Source organism: Virgibacillus chiguensis (assembly GCF_900129865.1).
In the GTDB taxonomy this organism is placed as follows: domain Bacteria; phylum Bacillota; class Bacilli; order Bacillales; family Amphibacillaceae; genus Virgibacillus; species Virgibacillus chiguensis.
In genome coordinates, this window is sequence record NZ_FQXD01000002.1 from 214979 (window position 1) to 239451 (window position 24473).

Below are 24473 nucleotides of genomic sequence, written 5' to 3' on the forward strand. Positions count from 1 at the left end.
TAGTAAGTTTATCAACAGCTGCTAAATTTGATAATATCCTAGACGACAAAAAATTGATTTTGACAATAGTCCTAGATTTTTCAATTATCTACAGCGAAAAAAAGGATTCGGTGCTGCTATCTCTTTATTTATACTCGCCTAAGCTCATCTCTCCATTCTCGAAGTGGACCTTACAGCACCTTATATCCCCTGAAAATCACATATAGTGAAAATGATTTAGTTGCTTCATAAACGCGTGAAATGGTATATTTTTCTATATTACATACTCCTCGAAAATTTCATACTGATACCATTATGTATTTGTTACTCGTAACCCTATCATATATTAAATATTGCAATTTTATTTAAATTTACGAGCTAAAGCTTCCTCAACAACGTTAGGAACCATATCACTAACATTTGCACGGTATTTAGCAACTTCTTTAACTATACTGGAGCTTAGAAAAGAATACTGATTATTCGTCATCATAAAAAAAGTTTCTATGTCTGCATACAGCTGCCTATTCATTGACGTAATTTGCATTTCATATTCAAAATCACTAACAGCACGCAAGCCACGAATAACAGCTTGAGCATTTTTGGATTTTGCATAATCCATAAGTAAACTACTAGATGAATCTACAGTTACATTGGGTAAATCGCTTGTACAAGCTTTCAACAGTTCTATTCTTTCTTTCACCGTAAATAATGGGTCTTTTGATTGATTATTAAATACAGTGACGATAACATGATCAAAAATTTTAGCGCCACGCTGAATAATATCTAGATGTCCATAGGTTACGGGATCAAAACTTCCCGGACAAATCGCCAATCTAGTCAAGATAAGCGCTCCCTTCTATTTAACTTTGTAGATGGTCGTACAAATCGTACCTCCATAACTCGCTTGTTTGACAATGGCAAGACGAGGATGTGCAACAGGTAATTGCTCGGATAGATCATGCTCACAATATACCCATGTATTCGTAGTTATCAAGTTCAAGTCCAACATTTTTTGTAACAATTCTTCAAGCTTTACCTTCCCATAAGGAGGATCTAATAGGACTAACTGGAAAGACAACTGACGCTTAGCAGCTGCATGTAAAGCTCGAAATGCATCCGCACGAAACACTTCAGATCGACTAACGAGATCCAATTTCTGTAGATTTTCATTTATGATATGTATCGCTTGTGGTGATTTATCCACAAAAATCGTTCGATCTATCCCTCTACTCAATGCTTCTATTCCTAAACCGCCACTTCCAGCAAATAAGTCTAGTGCATTACCACCATCAAAAAAGGGACCCATAATTTGAAAAACGGCTTCCTTCACTTTATCGGTTGTTGGACGAGTCATACGGCCTGGAACTGCCTTTAATTGCCTTCCTTTATGCTCTCCAGCAATTATTCGCATTGCTTCACCTCCACTTTACCATTATTCGACATTTATCCTAACATAAAAATAGGAAAACGAAAAACAATAACAGGGAAACCTAAAAATAATCCGCATCATGTATATTATTCAAAGAAACGTCCATACTAATGTAATGAATCAGCTATAAATAACTTTGGCTGTTTCATTAAACGGAGAAGACTTACACTTCCCCATAAGTTCTTCTTCCGGTTTCTCCTCTCCCTTTGCCTTTTTGTTTTCTTTACTAGGAAACAAAGGGACCTGTAGAACTATTTCTGCAGGTTTTTTCTTTTTTAAATCCCCATTTTATAATCGTATTGTTTTGCTTTATCTGGTTTAGCATTTTCAAAGTTTGTTTCTACAAACGGCTTATATGATCTGTCCACCTTAGAAACAAATGCTAGCTTCAGTAGTTTTTTTTCCACTTTTTCTACTTCTTGTTGATTTACATATATAACCGCATATTTCATTTTTTTAGAACTATACAGCAAATGTCCATATCGCTTAATTTGCTTTAAGTTCTTCATATGCTGGAACCAAACGATTAAGCCTTGACGCTCTGCCCGCATTTTTTTCACCTCGCTCCCCTACAGTTACATCAATTATTTAAAAGTCAAACCACGGGCACCCCGCGGCTTCCTTAGTGAATTAGCTAAGTTTTATATATTTAGCAACAATGAGTGGGGATGAAAGAAGAACTCCCCGCTCATTGATTTGTTCATGGTATCAGATCCATACGATATGTTCCTCTACCCATTTAAGAAGCGCAACCACAGCTGCCACCACTACCGCAACCACAGCCGCTATCACTTAGAGCCGCTCCATCTTTAGGCACTTTAATTTGTTCACTTACACTATTTGCTATATATTGACTGACATCATCTAATAGTTTTTGCAAATTGCGCTCAGCAATTTTAAAGGAAGCGACTTTGTCATTCATATCCATTTCACGCTTTACTCTACGCACTTCCTTCATAATAGAATTGTAATCTGGATGATATCTGCCAAACCGTTGTATATCTTCATAATGCTCTTTTATCGAGGAAAAAGCTTGAATGAGCTTTTGGGCCTCTGCATCTGCTTGTAGTTCCTTCTGAGCATGATGATAAGCTTCCATAACATCAGAACCTAAGATCATTTTAGTTAGTTCTTCTGATTGATCTAGGAGTGCTACGTAGTCCATTGTCGCTATCATCCTAACACCTCCTCCTTCATAGTACCATTTTTTATAGTATGTGAAAATATTTAGTCTTTCATTGCTCCAGCGAACTGCATTAACATACTAACCATTTGCATATGCTGATTCACCTTTTCTACTTGTTGAGGAAATGTTTTCCCATAGAATCTTTTTGCTTCTTTTTTCACTTCTGGTAACAGAGAAGGGTCGCGGGATAAATAACGATACCAAACTGGATTCATACGGACAAATTGTAAAAGTTCAGGTTGCTGTTTTAAATAGTCATAACATAACGGATCCATATTTATTCTCCTTAATCACGAAACCACCCCATCCGTTCATTGGTTGGTTGTTTCGTGTCCTTTGTCTGCTTAAATTGCGAAATTATTTCTTGAATAGTAGATATAGAAGAACTAAATTGCTCCATTTGACGTTGCACCTTTTCTAAATCCACTGATTCTGTCATCTTTAATAGTTGACTAAATAGTTCTTTATTATTTTCATTCGACTGATTATCTTTTGATTTACTTTCATTATTATCTCCATCTGCTTGTTTAAATCTATCCCAATAAGGGTCATTCTCACCAAGTAATACCCATTTTTCGTATATGTCTTGCCACGGTTTTCCGCTTTTACGGACTTCTTTGATCAATTGAGGGTGTTTATTAATAAATTGCTTAAATTCACTTACAGAAGGGTGTAAATCTTGATCACTCATACATAGTCACCTCTTTTGCATATAGTCATATGTACTAATTAGCTTATGCTATATGTGAACGCTTGTGATTAACAAGTACTTGCCCCTACTTATATTGTTAGAAGCATACGGCTTGTCGCAAGGCTTGGTTACTATCAACATTACACTGTTTCACTTTTAAAAAAATAAAAGCCTTTGTTTTTCTAAAACTTTAAGTCACTATCGTTGCATAAAAAATGGTTAGGAGCAGTTGGTCATTAGCTCCTAACCGTTTGGTTCTAACAATGTACAATCTAATATTTTTTTGGAATAGCTTCTAACTTCCTGCTTACTAAAAAGGTTTAGCTAAAAAATTTTGCGTATAATATAATCGGTATACACCAACACCTAAGTGTGTATATTTATCACTTAACAAAGCTTCTCTATGACCTTTACTATTCAACCAACCTTCCATTGCAGCAGCAGCATCTGGGTATTGCGCTGCAATATTTTCACCTGCTGCAACAAAGGATACTTCTCCTTCCTCTAAACGTTCTTTTAACCCTCTTCCATCTTGACTGGAATGAGAAAAATATTTATTAACAGCCATATCTTTGCTGTGAAAATAGGCAACTTCTCCAACTGATTTTTCCCACTGTAACTTATCTTTATTCCGTTGTTGCCGCATAATATTAGTAATATCTAACACTTGTTGTTCCATACCGGCTTCTACTTTTTCCCATTCCTCATCAGACAAACTCGGTTTTTCTGGGATTTTACCTCTATATTGCAATTCATAAGGTTGATGCTTTAAAAGAGCATCAATGTCAACAATTCGGATAGAAGATAATTGTTGTTGAAAAGTATCAAAATAAAGTTGCATGAAAATAGAATCAGAAATTTTTACTAATGGCCGCGTTTTTCTATCGTCAGCGCTTAGCTTAAATGTGTAAGAAGCAAGTCCGTCTCTATAATTTATTTCTTCTTTAAATGGAAAATGCTTTTGCACCTTTTCATAACTTTCTCCAATGGCAACAGGTTTGATATTTGTTCCTTTGCCAGTCGCATAAATAGTCTGAATCGTTCCATCCATCAACCCGAATTGAATATATTGGTCCTTATCATTTGTATAAACCCACCACGTGTAACCATAAGCACTTAAATCTTTTCTAACTGGCTCGCCTAATTCATCTTTTAATTGCTCACTTGATTTGCCATACCATTTAAATATATCACCTTCTAAAGCAATATCGGGTCTATCTTCTGGTACGTCTTTTGTTTTAATCATTTGCTGTTTTTCTTTTACTGTATCACTAATTATTTGCATCGTTTCTTTGGGAGATGTTTCACTACTTTCCAACAAATAAAAACCGACAACAGCGACTACTGCTAAAAGTAAGAGGTTTCGTATAAATCGCATTATTCGCTTCTCCTTTTCATTTTTCATGAAGCTTATAGTAAGGTTTTCAATCTCCATATCTTTAATTTACTTACAAGAAAACGGAATGAATTTTGAGAACAGATAACATACACTCACTAACCTACTATTTAAAAAATCACTTTATACGATGTATATGTTGCATCAAATATATCATGCTATTTATTCTAGTATTTTACTGTATCATAATAAAAAAAATCACTTGCGGCAAATATTTATATTGCACCGTGTCTTTTTCATTGAAAGTTGTTATATTTCATACTAATATAGTATAGTGAGGATAACAAGGTGAGGTGGGAAAATGAAATTAGAAAATACTGGATTAGAAGAAGAAATTATTGATTTAAAACCGCTTGATCATGTAACAGCAAAACATGCTTTTATCCGGGCAGGGCAATGGGATTATGAGCGCGTTACGTATGATTATCGGATCGACTCTGACGAGAAAGGCATTACATACTATATCCGAATCCAAGGCTATGCGGTAGAAGGCGATGTCGATCGTGGTGATGCAGTCATTCAAATGTTGACGCCGTTATTAGGTAAACATTACTATCCGCATGGGGTTGAATATGGGGAAGAAGAGAATTTCCCAAGTGATATAGTAGAACGAGCTAAAAGCCATATTAGTCAACTAAAAACAGAGATAAACCAACTAAAACAATAATTTATGTCCTTAGATATGGAATGAATTTTCAAACAAACCGACGCCATCCGATAATGAAGGTAGTCGGTTTTCTATATTTAACGACCATATTTAGATATTTTATAGCCCTTTTTGCAGTAGATTTTCTCTCTTTTCATTGTAGTCGAAATATATTCTCCCGGTAATAGTAATTAATTCTGTTCAAATTAGCTATTTAATGCTATATTTTTTATAAGTATATCGTTATTGTTTGATAATGAAAGGAGCCAGCATATTACTTTGTTTCGCAATATAACTAAACGTCATTGGTCACTAATTTTTTTAACTATTTTATTAATCTTATTTTTCATTTTTGTTTTACCGATATCCATTCCTTTGATTGTGGCTTTTGTAACAGCACTTATTTTAAACCCAATAATAAGATTAGTGCAAAAAAAATTAAAGGTCAATCGGAAATTATCCGTAACCATTGTTTTTTTATTGTTTTTAATCGTTCTTGGAGTAGTAGGAACGTTTACTATTACACGAGCGGTTACCCAAGTTGTTAATTTTGTAGAAGAAGTGCCACAACATTTTAATGAGTTAAATAGGATTTATCAGGATTGGGAAGGGCAAGTTCAACGTTACACAGATGACCTCCCAAATGAATTTGTAAGACAAGTATCTTCAAGTATTGAAGCAAATTTGAATACGTTAACGACCAACGCAAAAGAAACGATTACTATTGAACGAATTGCGCAACTCGTTTCCTCCATTCCGCAGTATTTAATTAGCTTTATCGTATATTTAATTGCTTTGTTTCTTTTCATGCTGGAGTTGCCTATCCTTAAAGCAAAGATGTACCACATGATGACAAAGGAAACAGCAGAAAAAGTATCGTTTATGAATCAACGAGTGACAAACGTGTTTTTAGGTTTCTTTAAAGCGCAGTTCCTAGTTAGCTTAATCATTTTAGTCGTAACTTTAATTGGTCTTTTGTTTATTGCTCCCGAAGTTGCCATTATTATGACATTAATTATTTGGATTGTGGATTTAATCCCCATCATCGGCTCCATTGCTATCCTCGGGCCATGGGCGTTATTTATGTTTATGGCGGGAGATACAACCCTTGGAATACAATTGTCTATATTAGCCATTATTTTACTTGCCATTCGTAGAACCGTTGAACCGAAAGTAATGGGGCAGCATATAGGACTTTCTCCATTGGCCACGTTAATCTCTATGTTTATCGGCTTAAAATTGTTAGGATTACTAGGATTTATACTTGGTCCACTGATCGTAATTACCTTCAATTCGGCTAAAGAAGCTGGGATTATTAAGTGGAATATAAAAATCTAATGTAATTTCGTATAAGACTACTCTGTGTAATTCAAAAAACGGGAAGTTTTGGTAACTTCCCGTTTTTTTATGTTCCTAAGATAGCTTTAATTAAACTCGTTGTTTCCCCACCATCATATAAAATGTACAACAATAAATATACTGCTACTCCTGTAATAGCCGTAAAAAACCAAATAACACTAGTGATTGGCCCAATTTTTCTATGTACACGAATATTGCGCTTAAACGCTAATATTAGGGTTACTATACCAAACACAGCACCTGTAGTTGCCAAAGTAATGTGGAATATTAAGAAGATTGTATAATATATTTCTAAATCTTCTGGTCCTCCAAAACTCGTATTCCCAATAAATATTGTTCTGGACATGTAAATAATAAAGAATATAATAGCACTAACTGCAGCTGTTATCATAGCTTTTTTATGTTTTACTGCTTCTCCTTTTACTATGAAACGCCAGCCAATAGCTACAAAAACAGCGCTTATAACAATAAAAAAAGTACTTATTGTTGGTAAAATTGGCATACTAAATCCACTCTCCTATTTAATAAATCAAGAAACAAGTAGCATTCTTATTTTTTGCATTTTAACAAGTTAAACTTTAACAAGCGAAGCACTTACCTAAAAAAAGTAAAAATTAATTCGCACGGTAAGAGGCTTGTAAATTACATAAAACTCGATTAGTGCAAGTAGTCTTTTTTGTTAGATACATAGGGTTACTTAAAAGAATTGAATCTTCCTTTCGCAAGGGATTCTTTCCCTACGAAAGAGTATGGTGTATAGACCTTTGTATTAGGTAGAAAACATGGCTTTCCGCCAATTCTTATGGCGGAAAAGCGTTGTCGTTTTCTTATATAATTAACCCTAAAAACTTTATAATCTCCCATAGCCAATAGGGGGGGAAGGCCTGTTATCTGACCCGTTATTTGCGACAATTCAAGTTTTAAAGAAACATTTTTGTCACCTTTTATATAGGAACAGATAAAAATGAAGTTTGAATCCCCACTACACTCTCTATGCGCACATTTATTGAGAATGTTGTACATCAGCTGGCATAGGATCAACCTTTAAACTTTCATCTGTAAACCATTTAAAGAATACTCTTGCCAAGATAACTCCATAAGTGATTTCTTGCATAATTTTCATAATAATTCCACCAAGCTGCTGATCCTCCAACGTACTCATTGGCGAAAACATTTCAGGTCCACTAATTTGTACAGCTAACCCATCTAGTACGTCTCCAGGTACACATAAGGCGAGTGCTTGTAACCAGGCTCCATTTTGACTGTACGCTGAAAACAACGGAACATCTGCAAATATAATTAGAACACATGCCGGCGTTATTAAAACCCCATTCGCAAAAATATAGCCAATCTTTAAAACTGGTCTCATTGAATCCATTTCTTTTATCGGAGACAAAATTGGCCACCAGACGATAAAAGCAGCTACTAAAATAATTAAAGAAATGGACGTATGTGCAATTTGTGTAGATTTGGCAAAGTCAAAAACAGCAGGAATATGGTACAGCGAAAATAACCCATTAAATAAAAGTAACGATATCAATGGTTTCGTTAACAAGCGAAATGCTGGTTGTATGAATGGCGCATGAATCACTTTTTTCCAAATCCACACTGGAATACTTCTAATGACTAAAATAGGGAAAATTAAGTAATATACAGCCATTTGGATCATATGTGCCGTTAACATCATATGTGACAATAAATCTGTTGGAGCACCTTTCACTGCATACAACAATACGAGCGCAAGCAAAAACATACCTTGCTGCAGTTTAGATGGTTTTTCATCACCACCAAATTTATGTCGGTATGGTCCAGTTATTAGAAAGTAAACCATTCCTAACGCAATTACGAACAATAGAAAATAAGGACTCCATAAAGCTCGGAAGCCAAAAATTTGTAATTCTAGCCACATGATAATCACCTCAAAAGGATTGTCTTATTCATTATAACTTACTTATCGTCGTGTGGACATTAATAAAGTTTGACATTTTTTCAAAACATTCTTAGAAATAAAAAAGGTCGGGAATACCCGACCTTTTTTACCACCATACAATAGCTACTAAAGCAGCTATCGTTAATAGTGCAGCGAATACCCCGCCATAAATCATCATAGCTGGAAACTCATGGCCTCTATCTTTCATATGCATAAAATAATAAAATTGGAACCCGACTTGAATGAGCGCTAAGATCAGTAGTAACGGAACTGCAAACATCTTATCCATAGCATTTGTTGCTACAATAGAGAAAGCAACAATCGTAAAACCAATCATTAATGCAAATGTAATCAGTTGCTTTTTCATTTCTTCCTTATTTTTTTGTTTCTGAAATGAATTGGTATTGGTGTTATCTGTCATGTATTAGCCCACCTTTCCCATCAAGTATACAACCGTAAAGATAAATACCCATACAACATCAATGAAATGCCAGTAAAGGCTAAACGTGTAATATTTAGGAGCATTATACAAATTTAGTCCACGTTTTGCATTTCGCACCATTAATGCGATAAGCCAGCTGAGTCCAAAGACAACGTGACCTCCGTGAAAACCAACAAGTGTATAGAATGCTGAGCCAAATGCCGATGACCTAAATGTAAAACCAAAGTCTGTAATATAGTGGTAAAACTCATAAATTTCACATGCTAGAAATCCAATCCCTAAAAAGGCTGTAATTCCAAGCCATAGATGCATTTTTTTAAAGTCATTATTTTTCATATGATACATCGCATAAACACTAGTCAATGAACTAGTCAATAATAACATTGTCATAAGAAAAACAAGCTCTAAACCAAATATATCCTGACCACTTGGACCGCCAGCTGTCGAGTTACGAAGAGCAAGATATGTTCCAAACAAACTTGCAAACAATACAGTTTCTCCACCTAGAAAAAACCATAAGCCTAAAAATTTATTTTTCCCTTCTAACGTTGCTTTTTCTGGTTCTTGTGGCATCGTTTCAGGGTTTAAGGAATGATCGTGACTCATTTAGTCCGCCTCCCTTTCTAGTTCTTCTTTGCTGATATGATAGCCGTGATCATCTTTTAATGAACGAATCAGCATAGATCCTAACGCAATTCCCATCCCAACAAATATGGCTAAATTCCAAGCTTGGTGATCGGTCTGATAAATAAAGCCGAATCCAGCAACAAAGAACCCAAGAGACATGGCAAAAGGTAATATCGACCCATTTGGCATATGAACATCCCCTAGTGGCTCAGCAGGAGTCATTTTTCCTTTACCATCCATTTTTTCAATCCATAATGGATCCAGACCACGAACAAGTGGTAGTTGTTTAAAGTTATAATATGGAGGCGGTGATGGTATTGCCCATTCTAGAGTACGACCATCATAAGGGTCTCCAGCAGGCTTTTCTCCTTTTACTGCTGTGTAGATAATATTAATTAAAAATATAGTTGCAGCAATAGCCATTAAGAACGTACCAATCGTACTAATAAAGTTACCCGTATCTAGACCTTGGTCTTCTAAAAACACCCAATAACGTCTTGGCATCCCCATAAGCCCTAAGAAATGCTGAATAAAGAACGTTAAGTGGAATCCAATGAAGAATAACCAGAAACCTATTTTCCCTAATTTTTCATTTAAAATTCTACCAAACATTTTCGGCCACCAATAATGTAGACCAGCAAAAATACCAAAAACTACTCCACCAACGATAACATAGTGGAAATGAGCTACAACGAAGTAAGAATCATGGTATTGGTAGTCAGCTACAGCTGATGCAAGCATAACCCCAGTCATACCACCAATTGTAAATGACGGAATAAACCCTAATGCCCAAAGCATAGCTGAATTAATCGTTATGCTTCCACCCCACATCGTCGCTAGCCAGTTAAAGATTTTTATTCCTGTTGGCACAGCAATCGCCATCGTGGCAATCGCAAAAATAGCGTTCGCTACCGGCCCTAAACCTACTGTAAACATATGGTGTGCCCAAACCATAAAGCCTAAAAAGGCAATTAGAATGGTTGCAAAGACCATAGCTGTATAACCAAATAGACGCTTTTTGGAGAAAGTTGGAATAACTTCGCTGAACACTCCAAAAGCTGGCAGTATTAAAATATATACCTCTGGATGCCCGAAGATCCAAAATAAATGTTGCCAAATTACAGAGTTACCACCTAAAGCGACATTGAAAAACGCCGATCCAAACATACGGTCAAACATCAGTAAGAATAAACCTACTGTTAATGCTGGGAACGCGAATAAAATTAATGTACTAGTGACAAAAGTAGTCCATGAAAATAATGGCATGCGCATATATGTCATCCCTGGAGCACGCATCGTCACAATGGTTACAAGAAAATTAATTCCCCCAATTAGTGTACCCGCACCAGAAATTTGTAAGCCTAGGACATAAAAGTCAATACCATGTGTTGGAGATTCCACAGATAACGGTGTATAAGCAGTCCAACCTGAATCTGGTGCTCCACCTAAAAACCAACTACAGTTTAATAGAATGCCTCCAAACATAAATAACCAAAATCCTAATGAGTTTAAAAACGGGAACGCCACATCACGTGCACCAATCTGCAATGGCATGACAGCGTTCATTAATCCTAGTAACAAAGGCATAGCTGCAAGAAAGATCATCGTCGTTCCATGCATAGTAAACATTTCATTGTATAAGCCTGCACTAATAAAATCATTTTCAGGCGCAATTAATTGTATACGAATAAACATTGCTTCGAGCCCACCGAGGATAAAGAAAAACCCTCCGCCAATCAAATATAAATGAGCTATTTTTTTATGGTCAACAGTTGTCAAATAATCCCATAAAAAAGCTCCGAAGCCCTTTTTTTGAGCAGCTGCAATACTCAAATCATAAACCTCCCTTTTCAATCTTCCACCCTTTATTAATTAGTTACCTGCACTTTCTGGAGTAATTTCAGATGGCTTTAATTGCAGCAAATATTCTGCAATGCTGTCTGCTTCTTCTTCAGATAGTTCAGGGTATTTACCAGTCATTAAGTTACCTGGTTTTATGGATTCTGGATCCAATAACCAATCCACAAGGTTTTGCTTGTTTGTTTCAAGGTAGCCAGCAATTTTTGTTCGATCTCCAAAGTTCGTTAGGTTTGGCCCCACTGCATTTGGCGATGAACCGATCGCATGACAATTCAAGCAATTGTTTGCTTCCATCGCTGCTTTTCCATCTTGAGCAACCGCATCTTGTGGTTTTTCTTCGGGATCTACACTTTGCATATCGGCTACCCATTGTTCATATTCTTCTGGACTCACAGCTATAACCTTAAAGTCCATAAGTGAATGTGATGGGCCACATAGCTCTGCACATTTGCCCCAATAAACCCCTTCTTCATTTGCTTCAATATACATTGTGTTTTCGTTTTCAGGATTCACATCCATTTTCCCTGAAATACTTGGCACCCATAAAGAGTGAATAACATCTGAGGATTTCATGTTTAAGTATACTTTTTCTCCAGTAGGAATGTATAAATCCTGACTTGTTTGCACTTCTTCATCTGCATAGCTAAAATGCCACCAATATTGATTACCAGTAACATCAACATTAATGTGATCACTTTTACCAGACTCATCAGCCAAATCAAAAGTAGCAGCAACAGTCGGTACTGCAAGGATCAAAACTAAAATAATTGGAATCACTGTCCAAATAGTTTCTAGTTTTTTACTACCTTCCACCTGCTTTGGAATGTAATTCTCCTGCCCTTTCTTTTTGCGAAAGCGAACAATCGCTATCAAATAAACAGAAAGAACAACAATAAATACAAAAGTCATAATTACTGTTGAAAGAACAATTAAATTCATGGAAGACTCTGCACCATACCCCTTTGGTACAAGAGCCGTTAAGTTTTCCCTTCCACATCCCGCAAGGATGATGGCTAGAAAACTTAAGAGGAATACAAATTTAAATTTTCCCATCCAACCTTTCATGTATCCATACCTCTCTTTCTTTTCTTGTTGCTCCTTATATAAAAAACATTAAGGACAAAATTTAACTAAATGGCGAATTCCACGTTACTATAACCATTAATAAAAAGAGAATGGTTAAATAATTCAAAGAGTATATAAAAATAATATTCGCCCATTTAATATCATCTTTCATAAAGAAACCACTCATTCCAAGCCCTAGCCATCCAACATTTAACAAAGTCGCCAAGATGACAAATGTTGTGCCTAAAGAAGTTAAATAAAATGGCAACGGCAATAAACATGCGATATAAATGGTGATTTGTCGCTTGGTCATTTCAAAACCATGGACTGCGGGCAACATAGGTATTCTTGCCGCTTTATATTCTTCATTCTTTCGCATTGCTAATGCTAAAAAATGAGGTGTTTGCCAAATGAACATAATTAAAAATAATATAAGCGGAACGATATGAAAGTTCGGGTTTACTGCAGCCCAACCAATGAGTGGTGGCGCAGCACCAGAAAAGCTACCAACTGTCGTATTAAGTGTATATTTTCTCTTTGACCACATCGTATATAGCACTACATAGAAAAACCAGCCTAGAAACGCAAACAACATTGCTTCTATGGTTGTAAATAGTAAAAGTAAAAGACCAGCAAAAGATGTAATTAACCCTAGTACGAGTACCGTCGGAAGCGAGATTGTACCCGTTACAGTTGGTCGAGTTTTCGTTCGCTTCATAACTGGATCAATATCAATGTCATACCAGTTATTAAGCATACATCCACCGGCAATCACCAAAGCACTTCCTAACATCGTAATAATAAACGTGCCGATGTAATCCGTAAATGTATATCCACTATAATAAATTGCCAACCAAAATCCAGTGAAAACTGTAATTAAATTGGAGTTAATAATTCCTATTTTTATTAGTGATTTAATATCATCAAGTGTAGAAACTGGCTTGTTTTTTTCGGTTGATGACGTATTCGTAATAACCTGTGAAGTAGCTGCCTCTACTTTATCCATCCCTTCCCCCCCCCTTTACACAATTGTAGAAACATATGATACATGCTTTCGAATGAAAATCGTGACAGCGTTACAAAAATTTGATTGTATCTTAAAATTATTTCTACAAATCTAATACTATATGAAAAACCCCCTCATGCCTATTCTACTTCAAAATAAGTAATTTTTTGTGACGTTTTTGTGAATCATTTGTTACAAATGCGAACTGTTTTAAATTAGTTAGCGAATCACCTATGTATGCAGTCTTTCTCCCTCAATTATCTAAGTTGCAACTTATTCCCCTACACTATTTCTAGCAAACATACGAAAACAATGCAAGCGTTTTTTATTTTTATAGTGAAAATAGTTTGTTTTCATGTTAAGATAAATGCAGTTTTTGCAATGAAATGATTACCTGCTAATATTAACACAATCCTTTAACAGATTGAACTGTTTCTAATTAATTCTTTGCTTTTTAGGCGCTACTAATATTATGATGAATCTAGCAGAAAATTTCTGCTATCACATAACTGAAGCTACTATCTTTCAGAATTTGTATATGTAAAGGGAGTCTTCAAATATTGGGAGGTTCTTCTATTCCCCACGATTTAGGTGCTATGATCTCTCGCTTTGACTTGAAAGTGGAGTTTACAGCACTTTATATACAGGATTAACAAATAGTTTTGTAGAAAATAATTCTCAAAATCCCCCTTCTGTACTTAATCTAAGGATGATGCTTCCTCCCTTATTTCTATGATGTTTTTGAACGAATGTGTAGATGAAAAGGTATACTTACACTAGCGTGAATAATACATAAAAAGCGAGGCAATAATTATGATAAAAAGCTTAAAATGGTTATCTATTGTAGCGACACTTGGAATGACATTTGTGTTGCTTGGGGGTGCTCTTGTAACAAAAACCGGCTCAGAAGATGGCTGTGGAAATAGCTGGCCTTTATGTGAAGGGGAATGGTTGCCTTCTGAAATTACACCGGAATTAATTATTGAACTAAGCCATCGATTAGTTACTGGTGTAGTTGGATTTGCCGTTATAGGTTTGGCGATTTTAGCCTGGATTAAACTTGGTCATGTTCGCGAGGTTAAATTTCTTTCTATACTTTCCGTTTTATTTTTAATTTTACAAGCACTCATTGGAGCGGCAGCTGTGGTATGGGGACAATCTGATTTCGCCCTTGCTGCACACTTCGGAATTTCATTAATTTCTTTTGCTGCTGTATTTCTGTTAATGTTACTTATTTTTGAGGTAGATAAAAAATTTGATGCAAAGTCACTTTTAATAAAAAAAGCGCATCGATTGGAAATTTATGCTTTAACCATCTACACGATGCTCGTCGTTTATTCTGGAGCTCTCGTGCGCCACACTGACGCAAATTTAGTTTGTAAGAGTTGGCCTTTTTGTAACAACCAGGCTCCACTAGACTTTTCTAATTACGTTATACCGCAATGGATTCAAATGGGGCATAGGCTTGCTGCAGGGATTTTATTTTTATGGACGGTTATATTCGCTTTTCGCATGATACGCACCTACAAGAATAATAAGTTAATGTTTTGGGGGTGGTGGACGGTTATTAGTTTAATAACTTTACAGGTATTCTTTGGTGCTATGATTATATTTACACGATTGCACTTAGCTACCGCTTTAATGCATGCACTTATTATATCGCTATTTTTTGGTATGTTAACATATTTTATTTTACACGCGACACGTAGTGCTAAATATGCAAAACAAACAGACAACAATAAGTCAGAGACGCAAATTTCATTGTAAACACATAAAGTGAATCTTCAATCAGCGGGGAGCTTTCATCCCCACTGATGGCTAGTAGCCCAAGGATATGACTTAAAAGTCCTCTTACGGTACAGAAGATTTAGGTACTGTTTGTGATCTCCCACTTAGACTTGTTTAGCACATCTCCGATTGTTGAAGCGGGAATCTACAACATCTTATACCCAAGATAAATTATTTTTATTACAAGTGCGAAGTAGCCATCATTATTACCTACAGTTATCAAAAAACTATAGGTATCCACAAGTCCTTATGATGTTAAGCCTAGTTTCTAAACCCTAAATCTTGGCTTATATCGGTTACTTTTTTAAACTTTTGTAGAGAAAGTATCTCCTTAAGCGAAGAATTTAATTTCGCATTGCTACCCCCCACTTAACAAACATTTCTATCACGTAAAAAAGAGCAGGATTTAAACCTGCTCTTTTGCTTGTGGATGAAGCGCTTGTTGATAACGAAATAACCAAATACTCACGTCCAGTTCCATCGCCAGACTCCCACGAAATCACCCTACGAATAAGTTATCTTCAATTCGCCGCCTCACCGCGACGCTTTATTTACGTTCATTCTTTCATTCGCTTCGTTGCTAAACGGGAACCTGCACCTTTTGTTTCTTATTTTATTCTAATTCAATAAGTAGATCATCTACAGCAATACTATCGCCATCTTTTACATTCACTTGCTTAATAACTCCTGTAAATGGAGCTTGGACAGTTGTTTCCATTTTCATAGCTTCATTAATCAATAAATGGTCTCCTTTATTAACACGCTCTCCCGATTGACAAAGAACTTTTATTACTGTCCCTGGCATTGTAGCACCAATATGTTTTTCATTAGTTTTATCTACTTTTGGCCTCATCTCAACTTCAGATTGAATGCTTTGATCTTTCACAACAATCTCTCTCGTTTGCCCATTCAATTCAAAGTATACAACACGCGTGCCATCTTCTCTAGGTTCTGAAATAGAAACAAGTTTTACAATTAACGTTTTCCCTTGTTCAATTTCTACTTCAACCGTTTCCCCAAGCCTCATCCCATAGAAGAAAGTCGGTGTATCCAATACACTTACATCGCCGTATTTGTCATGAAATTTATGATATTCCATAAAAACTTTAGGGTAAAGAGCGTGAGATATTAAATCAAAGCTAGTTACTTGTCGGTCCAAGGTCTTAAATAACGTTTCCTTTAGTTGCGTAAAGTCAACTGGTTCTAGCAATTCACCTGGACGTGTTTTGATAGGGTCCTTTCCTTTCAGAATGATTCGTTGCAATTCTGGCGGGAAACCCTGATAAGGCTGTCCAATGTAGCCTTGTGCAAATTCTATTACAGAATCCGGAAAGTCAATCGTTTCTCCACGTTCATAAATATCATCTTCTGTCAAATTATTTTGTACCATAAATAAAGTCATATCACCAATCACTTTTGACGAAGGGGTAACTTTAACAATATCACCAAACATATCATTCACTTGTCGAAACATTGTTTTTACTTCATTCCAACGATCTTCAAGCCCTACAGCTTTGGCTTGTTGCTTCAAATTACTATACTGACCTCCAGGCATTTCATGCATATAAATTTCAGTATGTGGTGCCTTCATTCCACTTTCAAAATCACGGTAGTATTCACGTATACCTTCCCAATAATAAGAAAGCTCTTCATAAGCATTTACATCCACTTTTGGTTGGCGTTCATGCCCTTCTAATGCGTGATATAAAGTCTGTGCACTTGGTTGAGAAGTTAGACCAGCCATGGGTCCGGCTGCAACATCTACAGCGTCTACTCCAGCATCGATAGCTCGGGCATATAAATAAATTCCATTTCCACTGGTGTCATGCGTATGCAGATGAATTGGTAAGTCAACCGTCTCTTTTAAGGTAGACACCAATTGATATGCCGCTTCCGGTTTTAATAAACCTGCCATATCCTTAATACCGAGGATATGCGCTCCTGACGCTTTTAAATCTTTAGCTAAATTTTTATAATAACTGATATCATACTTTGTTCGTCCCGTATCTAAAATATTGCCTGTATAGCACATAGTAGCTTCTGCAATTTTATTATTGTTACGTACTTCTTCTATTGCTAATTGCATGCCTTCTACCCAGTTTAGACTGTCAAAAATTCGGAACACATCAATGCCGGCTGTTGCACTTTTCTCAACAAATTCTTTAATTACATTATCTGGGTAATTCTTATAACCTACCGCATTACTTGCACGAAGGAGCATTTGTAACAATACATTTGGCATACTTGCACGAAGCTTTAACAAGCGATCCCATGGGTCTTCTTTTAAAAAGCGGTAAGCTACATCAAATGTGGCCCCTCCCCACATTTCGACCGAAAATAAATTTGGAAGCAATCTAGCAGTAGGTTCCGCAATACGATGCAAATCCTTCGTACGAACTCTCGTCGCCAATAAAGATTGGTGTGCATCACGAAACGTCGTGTCGGTTAACAACACCTCTTTTTGTTCTTTTAACCACTTCGCTAACTCATCAGGACCATGTTTATCTAAAATTTGCTTTGTACCTGAAGCTATTGGGCTAGATGTATTAACATTGGGAAGCTTTAAATCATCAAAAACAGGTTTATCTTTATTACCATCTTTATCTACACCATTCACCGTCGTATTTCCAATATATGTTAGCATTTTCGTTCCACGATCTTTTCGTTTTGGAAATACAAATAATTCAGGTGTGTTATCAACAAATGTCGTATTATAGACCCCATTTAAGAAATTTTTGTGTAAAATAACATTTTGTAAAAATGGGATGTTTGTTTTTATACCACGTATACGAAATTCTTTTAAGTTTCTGACCATTTTTTGTGCAGCTTGATTAAAATTTAACGCCCAAGTAGACACTTTAACTAACAATGAATCGTAGTGCGGTGAAATAACAGAACCTTGAAATCCGTTCCCCGCATCTAATCGGACACCAAACCCACCACCCGATCGGTAAGCCATAATCCTTCCAGTATCTGGCATAAAGTTGTTCAGCGGATCTTCTGTCGTTACACGCGATTGGATAGCATATCCTGTAGTAACAATTTTATCCTGCTCCGGTATACCGATGGAATCGTCATGTAAACTTCTTCCTTCAGCGACTTTAATTTGCGTCTGGACAATGTCAACACCAGTAATCATTTCAGTAATCGTATGCTCTACTTGAACCCTTGGATTTACTTCAATAAAGAAGAACTCATTCTCAGTCACTAAAAACTCTACAGTACCAGCGTTTAAATAATTAACATTTTTCATTAGTTTGACCGCAGCTTCACATATTTTCATACGCAGTTCTTCAGGCAAAGATATACTTGGAGCAACCTCGACTAACTTCTGATGTCTTCGCTGCACAGAGCAGTCTCTTTCATACAAATGAATGATATTCTCATGGTGGTCTCCAATAATTTGAACTTCAATATGTTTTGGGTTTTCAATGAGCTTTTCTAAGTAAATTTCATCATTACCAAATGCAGCCCTAGCCTCAGACTTAGCACGATCGTACGCCTCCGCAAGCCCCTGCTTACTTCGAACGATACGCATACCTCGTCCTCCACCGCCTAGAGTGGCTTTAATAATGATTGGAAAACCATGATCCCTTGCAAACTGTTCCACCTCTTCCAAAGAGTTGACCGGGCCACCGCTTCCTGGTATAACAGGTAAACCTGCCTGTGTAGCTTGGTACCGAGCTTTTACTTTGTCCCCAAACATATCTAAATGATTACTTGTTGGACCAATGAAAATAATTCCTTCCTCTTCACATCGCTTCGCAAAGTTAATATTTTCAGATAAGAATCCATAGCCAGGATGAATGGCATCTACTCCTACTTGCTTAGCTAACTGGATAATACCTTCAATATCCAGATATGCATCAATTGGCTTCTTTCCTTCTCCAATTAAATACGCCTCGTCCGCTTTATAACGGTGATAGGAACTTAAATCTTCTTTGGAATAGATTGCAACAGTACGAATATTTAATTCGGTACATGCCCGAAAAACACGAATTGCAATTTCCCCTCGATTGGCAACTAATACTTTGTTGATTTGTTTAAGTTGTGCCATGTTCTCCCTCCTCGATATGCTTGTGATATGTCACGAGTATTTTGATTTTCTCCTGCTGGTTCTAATTCTCTTTTTTTAATATGCATAGCAATATTATTTAAAATCCCCATTGATATTAATAACACCAAAAGAGATGAACCGCCATAACTTACAAATGGTAATGGCACTCCTGTAATTGGTAATAAGCCACTAATGGCTCCTAAATTAATAAATGCTTGTATTCCCACCATGGAAGAGATGCCAATCGCTAATAAAGAGCCAAAGCTATCCTTCGCCTTTCTAGAGATAAACAAACCTCTAAGTACAATAATAGATAACATACCAATAACAATAACAACACCGATAAAACCTAACTCCTCAGCAACTACCGCCATAATAAAATCTGTATGCGCTTCTGTTAAATACCCTAATTTTTGTACACTTTGCCCTAATCCTTCACCAGCTAGTCCACCGTTTCCAATTGCCACATAAGATTGGATTAACTGATAGCCGTGAGATGCAGGAGTTTCAAAGGGCTGATAAGCACCCGTAAATCGGGTGAGCCGCTCATCTGTGGCCATATACGGTAACGTCATCAATAAAAACATCAAACCGATAAACAGGAGTAGGGATAAGTGCTTAAACCGGATACCTGAACTAAAAATAACCGAACATGCAATTAAGAAAACAATGGAAGCTGTTCCAATGTCCGGCTGTAATACGATAAGTGCTAAAATAATTCCTGTAATAATGAGCGGTGGTAAGACAGCTTTACTAAATTCACGAATGTATTCCTGCTTTTTGGAATACACAGAAGCTAAGTACATAACAATCGCAAGTTTAGCAAATTCTGCCGGTTGAATTCCCAATATCCAGGATTGTGCATTGTTCACTTCTGAACCAAATAGCAACACCCCAATCAATAACAGTATTACACCTAGTATAATAGGTTTGATTAGTTTTTGATAGTAGCGATATGGAAAAGCAGAGCATAAAATAAATCCTATTAGCCCCATTCCAAAGCGGATAGATTGTTGCGTTAAATAATAATTAGCAGCATGCCCTTGAACAACAGCAAAAACCATGCTTGCACTATAAACCATTACTAAACCAAAAGCTGCTAATAAAATGGGCGTTATTATAAGTGTATAATCATAAAATTTTAATTTTTGTAGCATATTCTTCTCCCTACTAAATATGTAATACAAAAGCTTTATTCAAAACGATATAATATTTTTCAACAACAACTTTTCCGCGTGCTTATTCTATGTAATGCAAAACTACGCTTATGATGTCGACTATACTTTAAACCGAAAGCCAGTATTACAGATATCTGAAACAAAAAAACCTTGCCAGAAATTATTATGCAGGCAAAGTTTTTGCTTCTATTCGTTCTCGCAAAAACCGAAGATAAGTAGGATTATACGGAATTTTGCGCTGCTTCATGCAGAATATTTAACTTCCTCTCCAGATCTTCTAATATTTCTTTACCTTCACTTTCGCTAATTAAATTTAATCGAACAGCAAAATCAATCTCCCTGGAAAGCCCAAACATTTGTGTATCCAAGACTTCTTCGTATAATGGACATTGTGGCATGGTTAAATTATCTATTTGAACTTCTATAAGTCGCAAAATTTTGTCAGCATCAGCCTTAAGAAGGGCATGGGCTTTTTCGCGATGATTTACGGTCACCTCTTGCATCAAATCTATCCCCTCCGTTTTCAAAGCTTCTTTCTATATTATATTATCGTTAGTGCTTGCAAAATGCAAATAAAAAAATATTAATTAGGGCTTTTCGTATAGCGTGAAAAAGTTATTATTAATTGTACGTTTATTTATTTTAAACTACATTATATTATAACTTAAAAGCGCGTGCTAATCGAGTAGTTTTAAATTTCTATTTCTCTCTAGCTTAACCCAAAATGAATGCAATTATCTTCAAGGTTTGCTATCCTATATAAGAATTCTACTACGAGGTGATTTAAATGATCGTGCCAATTAAAGGGAAAGTCAAATTTCCTATTACATTAGATCCTACTGTTTGGATATTCGATGATCGTAAAGTCGAATTTGAACATGCTTTTGTAAACGAGCATGTTACGGTGGATGAGGATGAATCGTTAAAACAAACATCACAAAGGTGGGAAAGAGAAATTTCTGAACAAGTAAAACCACCAGTAAATCGAAGTATAAAAAAGTATGAGCGGGAAAAAATGTTGAGTAGTTCATACGTTATTCCGTTAGAGGATTTTTTAAACCATGCAGAGATTAGCGCAAGCGCAACAGAAGCTGTTTTAATTCGCGAGCTTGAAAACGTAACCATTCCGTTGAAAGATCTGTTCAATAGCTATTTCTTATTTTCGAAGGATGGTAAGCCTCTGAAAACAGATGGACCAGTACATCTATACTATAAAGATGGTTCCAATAAACATGATCCTATTACACATATTAAAAGTGTTTCTATCCAGTAATGTAGACAATCTTTTTAACGTGGTTTATTTTACTTAAATATTTAATTGACGTTATCGCCTTTCTATGAGACCTCCACTTTTGTCCTCTTCATTGTTTTTATTTGTTACTTATGAGGTCCTTAAGAAAGGTGATAACTTTTTTATTCCCAAAAATGTATGTCAATAGATTTTTGTTATTCCCCGTTCGTTAATTATTTTTCTTAAACTTTTCTATCGTCAAGTCTTATGAAGAAATAAAACCTTCTTTTTTTCATCTTATACATTTCTTTAATGCAAAGTAATACTTCACAACCACCCAAAAGTTAGCCTGATTTTTTTCCACCTGCATATTTCCCTGATTTCTAAACAAACTAAACCTAATAACACAGTCCAAAGAGAGGAAGAATATTTACTGAACGTACAACCTCTAATAAGGTGAATAAATGGAGGAATGACAATGAGATTAGCATTTATGGGAATCACGTTTCTTAGCTTGTTTATATTTACAGCTTGTATGCAAGAAGATCGTGAAGAATCTATTACAAACGAAGAAACAAATCAGTTTGAACAAGTTAAAAACTCAGAACCAACAAAACAAAAATCGTTGACTAACAAAGAAATTGCAAACCATTTAGCAAATATTGCTAGTGGTGTACCAAATGTTAACGATGCGGTATCAATTGTAGCTGGTTCATATGCAGTAGTAGGAATAGATGTTGATAAAGACCTCGATCGTTCTAGAGTCGGTACTATTAAATATAGCGTTTCAGAAGCATTGTATAATGATCCATATGGTAAAACAGCTGTTGTGGTTGCAGACGCTGATGCTAATGAACGAATTCGTGGGATAGTGGATAAGATGGAACAAGGTCAACCTGTATACGGTTTGGTGGATGAATTAGCCGCCGTTGTTGGGCGATATATGCCAGAATTTCCTATTAACAAAAATCGACCAAAGGAAAGTGATCCAAATAAAGAGGTAATCCCTGAAGAAGAAAAAGAGCAACTTGAAGATACGGAGGAAGAACAATCCAATCATCATAAACAGAATGCATCGTGAGCTACGCCAACCACTTAACAAGGCTTGAAGCGGCTGTCTCACAGCAATTCAAGATAAACCTAAGAATCTTATGCTTTCCTATAGTGTAAAAAAGTTTCCGCTTATAAGCGGAAACTTTTTTATTGTTGATACTCACTAGTATTCGCTTCTTTATTTTCATTGTAATATTGAACGCCAAACTGTGAACCTTCCGATACCATTTTTGCATTTTCGAGTTGTTCCAAACCTCTATCCTCTGACTGATCTGGTACACCCGCCTCTTCAAAAGTCGCACGGATGCTATTCTGATAATTTTTAACTTTCCTTTTTACGTTATCTCTTTTATCTTTGTCTTTTAGAAAGTACCCAGCAACTGTAGCTCCAATTACTCCTGCGGCACCTGCAGAGTATAAATATTTTTTCTTCATTGAATCGTCCTTTCTTTTCTTCTTATATAACTTTACCCTTTCCACAATTTGCCCAAACATAAAATTGTGATATACTATTTCATAAACAAAATACGCATGCAGCTTAAAATTATTCCTAAAACATGCTGAATAGGTTATATACTTGTCCTATTTATTCTTTGACATTGAGGTGAAATTATGCAAGTGAAATGTACCATTTGCGATTCAGTTGAAAGTATTGATGATCATTGCTTTGAAGCAAAACGCTTAAGAAATAAAAGAATCCTTATGCACTTATGTCAGACGTGCTACAATAGAGTTGGAAAAAAGACGTTAGCAAGACATGCAACAGGTAAGTTCCGTTTATATTCAGAAAAAAAAACCGTTGATGAATTTATATAATTAGAATATAAAAACCCCAGAAGAATTAAACTCCTTCTGGGTTTTTAACGCTCTTGAGTTTCAAATTCATTTCCATAATTATAAAACGAAATATAAAAATATAAGTTACTAGCGATTTTTTCTTTCTTGATATAAACGAAAACGATAAATTGCTAATACAAGTGATATCAAGATTAAGCTTTCCGTGATTGGAAGTTGAAATATACTAAAAATAGTTAATAAATAAACACCCAAAGCAAGCATGATATATACAATAATTGTTTTGATCAGGGTAAGCTTTCTTGCAAATCCAAGTTTAAATGAAATAATACTAAAAATTAGGTTCAAAATGTATAACGTCAAAAACATATGTTCCGTACCGAATTGTTCTAAAATAAAGTTGAACACAAAACTGAAACTTCCTTCCATAGCCATCCCCCAGTTATCAATCTCATCTCCATATTCCATCATACTAAAATATATTATATTTCGCCAGTTATAATCTTATCGAATAACGCAATACATTTTGAATTCTCACCTCTATTCATTTATACTAGAAGGTGAAGAAGAGGTGGATGGGAATGAAGAAGTTAAATATACCGATGTTGCTTTTAGCAATGCTTGTAATTGGCATGTTTGTCGGTGTAGGTGCTGCTATAGCTTATCGTAATACTTGGTTGACGGTTTTATTTTTATTATTAGGCTTTACATTGATGGGAACTGGAATTCGTTTAAAAAAAGCAAGGGAGTGACAA

26 protein-coding genes are annotated in these 24473 nt (G+C 35.8%); 7 read left to right on the forward strand and 19 right to left on the reverse strand.

What is annotated here, in order from left to right:
• Positions 1–340: 340 nt before the first annotated feature.
• The 7 genes from coaD to BUB45_RS03530 form a co-directional block, all read right to left on the reverse strand.
• Positions 341–820, reverse strand: coding sequence for a pantetheine-phosphate adenylyltransferase (gene coaD / locus BUB45_RS03500; protein ID WP_073005312.1), 480 nt, complete (start codon positions 818–820; stop codon positions 341–343).
• 15 nt (positions 821–835) lie between these two features.
• Positions 836–1390, reverse strand: coding sequence for a 16S rRNA (guanine(966)-N(2))-methyltransferase RsmD (rsmD, locus tag BUB45_RS03505; RefSeq protein WP_073005314.1), 555 nt, complete (start codon positions 1388–1390; stop codon positions 836–838).
• A gap of 293 nt (positions 1391–1683) precedes the next feature.
• Complete coding sequence (locus BUB45_RS03510; protein WP_073005732.1) at positions 1684–1959, reverse strand: YlbG family protein; 276 nt, start codon at positions 1957–1959, stop codon at positions 1684–1686.
• Positions 1960–2147: 188 nt separating this feature from the next.
• Positions 2148–2585: a YlbF/YmcA family competence regulator gene (locus BUB45_RS03515; RefSeq protein ID WP_073005316.1), complete on the reverse strand. Its 438-nt coding sequence runs from the start codon at positions 2583–2585 to the stop codon at positions 2148–2150.
• A gap of 50 nt (positions 2586–2635) precedes the next feature.
• Complete coding sequence (locus BUB45_RS03520; protein WP_073005318.1) at positions 2636–2869, reverse strand: YlbE-like family protein; 234 nt, start codon at positions 2867–2869, stop codon at positions 2636–2638.
• Positions 2870–2880: 11 nt separating this feature from the next.
• Positions 2881–3285, reverse strand: a complete 405-nt coding sequence (gene ylbD, locus BUB45_RS03525) for a spore coat protein YlbD (protein ID WP_073005320.1) — start codon at positions 3283–3285, stop codon at positions 2881–2883.
• Between the two features lie 310 nt (positions 3286–3595).
• Entirely contained in the window at positions 3596–4663 is a 1068-nt protein-coding gene (locus BUB45_RS03530) for a CAP domain-containing protein (protein ID WP_073005321.1), read from the reverse strand.
• 319 nt (positions 4664–4982) lie between these two features.
• Here BUB45_RS03530 and BUB45_RS03535 point away from each other — a divergent pair, with 319 nt between their 5' ends.
• Together BUB45_RS03535 and ytvI are read left to right on the forward strand one after the other, a co-directional pair.
• A complete protein-coding gene (locus tag BUB45_RS03535; protein ID WP_073005322.1) occupies positions 4983–5348 on the forward strand; it encodes a YugN family protein in 366 nt (121 codons plus the stop codon).
• Between the two features lie 258 nt (positions 5349–5606).
• On the forward strand, positions 5607–6665 hold the full coding sequence (ytvI, locus tag BUB45_RS03540; RefSeq protein WP_073005324.1) for a sporulation integral membrane protein YtvI: 1059 nt from the start codon (positions 5607–5609) through the stop codon (positions 6663–6665).
• 67 nt (positions 6666–6732) lie between these two features.
• On the opposite strand, the gene BUB45_RS03545 is transcribed toward ytvI, so the two are convergent.
• The 7 genes from BUB45_RS03545 to cyoE all read right to left on the reverse strand — a co-directional run bounded on the left by BUB45_RS03545 (position 6733) and on the right by cyoE (position 13616).
• On the reverse strand, positions 6733–7188 hold the full coding sequence (locus BUB45_RS03545; RefSeq protein ID WP_073005326.1) for a DUF420 domain-containing protein: 456 nt from the start codon (positions 7186–7188) through the stop codon (positions 6733–6735).
• Between the two features lie 501 nt (positions 7189–7689).
• Entirely contained in the window at positions 7690–8595 is a 906-nt protein-coding gene (gene ctaG, locus BUB45_RS03550; protein WP_073005328.1) for a cytochrome c oxidase assembly factor CtaG, read from the reverse strand.
• A 127-nt stretch (positions 8596–8722) separates the two neighbouring features.
• On the reverse strand, positions 8723–9037 hold the full coding sequence (ctaF, locus tag BUB45_RS03555) for a cytochrome c oxidase subunit IVB (protein WP_073005330.1): 315 nt from the start codon (positions 9035–9037) through the stop codon (positions 8723–8725).
• A gap of 3 nt (positions 9038–9040) precedes the next feature.
• Entirely contained in the window at positions 9041–9664 is a 624-nt protein-coding gene (locus BUB45_RS03560) for a cytochrome (ubi)quinol oxidase subunit III (protein WP_073005332.1), read from the reverse strand.
• Positions 9665–11518: a cytochrome c oxidase subunit I gene (ctaD, locus tag BUB45_RS03565; RefSeq protein WP_073005334.1), complete on the reverse strand. Its 1854-nt coding sequence runs from the start codon at positions 11516–11518 to the stop codon at positions 9665–9667. It lies immediately after the preceding gene.
• Positions 11519–11557: 39 nt separating this feature from the next.
• Entirely contained in the window at positions 11558–12610 is a 1053-nt protein-coding gene (gene coxB / locus BUB45_RS03570) for a cytochrome c oxidase subunit II (protein ID WP_073005336.1), read from the reverse strand.
• A 61-nt stretch (positions 12611–12671) separates the two neighbouring features.
• Positions 12672–13616: a heme o synthase gene (gene cyoE / locus BUB45_RS03575; protein ID WP_073005338.1), complete on the reverse strand. Its 945-nt coding sequence runs from the start codon at positions 13614–13616 to the stop codon at positions 12672–12674.
• A gap of 813 nt (positions 13617–14429) precedes the next feature.
• Here cyoE and BUB45_RS03580 point away from each other — a divergent pair.
• Positions 14430–15383, forward strand: coding sequence for a COX15/CtaA family protein (locus BUB45_RS03580; RefSeq protein ID WP_073005340.1), 954 nt, complete (start codon positions 14430–14432; stop codon positions 15381–15383).
• Positions 15384–16017: 634 nt separating this feature from the next.
• On the opposite strand, the gene pyc is transcribed toward BUB45_RS03580, so the two are convergent.
• The 3 genes from pyc to BUB45_RS03595 all read right to left on the reverse strand — a co-directional run bounded on the left by pyc (position 16018) and on the right by BUB45_RS03595 (position 21142).
• Positions 16018–19461, reverse strand: a complete 3444-nt coding sequence (gene pyc, locus BUB45_RS03585) for a pyruvate carboxylase (protein WP_073005342.1) — start codon at positions 19459–19461, stop codon at positions 16018–16020.
• A complete protein-coding gene (locus tag BUB45_RS03590) occupies positions 19428–20618 on the reverse strand; it encodes an FtsW/RodA/SpoVE family cell cycle protein (protein ID WP_073005344.1) in 1191 nt (396 codons plus the stop codon). The genes pyc and BUB45_RS03590 overlap by 34 nt, the downstream gene beginning before the upstream one ends.
• 242 nt (positions 20619–20860) lie before the next feature.
• Positions 20861–21142, reverse strand: coding sequence for an Fpa/YlaN family protein (locus BUB45_RS03595; RefSeq protein ID WP_073005346.1), 282 nt, complete (start codon positions 21140–21142; stop codon positions 20861–20863).
• A gap of 284 nt (positions 21143–21426) precedes the next feature.
• On the opposite strand from BUB45_RS03595, the gene BUB45_RS03600 reads away from it, so the two are divergent.
• Both BUB45_RS03600 and BUB45_RS03605 read left to right on the forward strand, forming a co-directional pair.
• The gene (locus BUB45_RS03600) at positions 21427–21912 is read left to right on the forward strand and encodes a hypothetical protein (protein ID WP_073005347.1); all 486 of its coding nucleotides are present in this window, start codon (positions 21427–21429) and stop codon (positions 21910–21912) included.
• 436 nt (positions 21913–22348) lie between these two features.
• Positions 22349–22951 (forward strand): YhcN/YlaJ family sporulation lipoprotein, encoded by a 603-nt coding sequence (locus BUB45_RS03605; protein ID WP_073005349.1) that lies wholly within the window; start codon positions 22349–22351, stop codon positions 22949–22951.
• A gap of 119 nt (positions 22952–23070) precedes the next feature.
• Here the strand turns inward: BUB45_RS03605 and BUB45_RS03610 are convergent, their stop codons facing one another.
• Positions 23071–23358, reverse strand: coding sequence for a hypothetical protein (locus BUB45_RS03610; protein ID WP_073005351.1), 288 nt, complete (start codon positions 23356–23358; stop codon positions 23071–23073).
• A 177-nt stretch (positions 23359–23535) separates the two neighbouring features.
• Here BUB45_RS03610 and BUB45_RS03615 point away from each other — a divergent pair, with 177 nt between their 5' ends.
• On the forward strand, positions 23536–23739 hold the full coding sequence (locus tag BUB45_RS03615; RefSeq protein WP_073005353.1) for a YlaI family protein: 204 nt from the start codon (positions 23536–23538) through the stop codon (positions 23737–23739).
• Positions 23740–23847: 108 nt separating this feature from the next.
• Here BUB45_RS03615 and BUB45_RS03620 read toward each other — a convergent pair whose 3' ends face one another.
• A complete protein-coding gene (locus BUB45_RS03620; RefSeq protein WP_244527646.1) occupies positions 23848–24189 on the reverse strand; it encodes a YlaH-like family protein in 342 nt (113 codons plus the stop codon).
• A gap of 110 nt (positions 24190–24299) precedes the next feature.
• Here BUB45_RS03620 and BUB45_RS19735 point away from each other — a divergent pair, with 110 nt between their 5' ends.
• Positions 24300–24470, forward strand: coding sequence for a DUF5325 family protein (locus BUB45_RS19735; protein WP_162985833.1), 171 nt, complete (start codon positions 24300–24302; stop codon positions 24468–24470).
• Positions 24471–24473 lie beyond the last annotated feature (3 nt).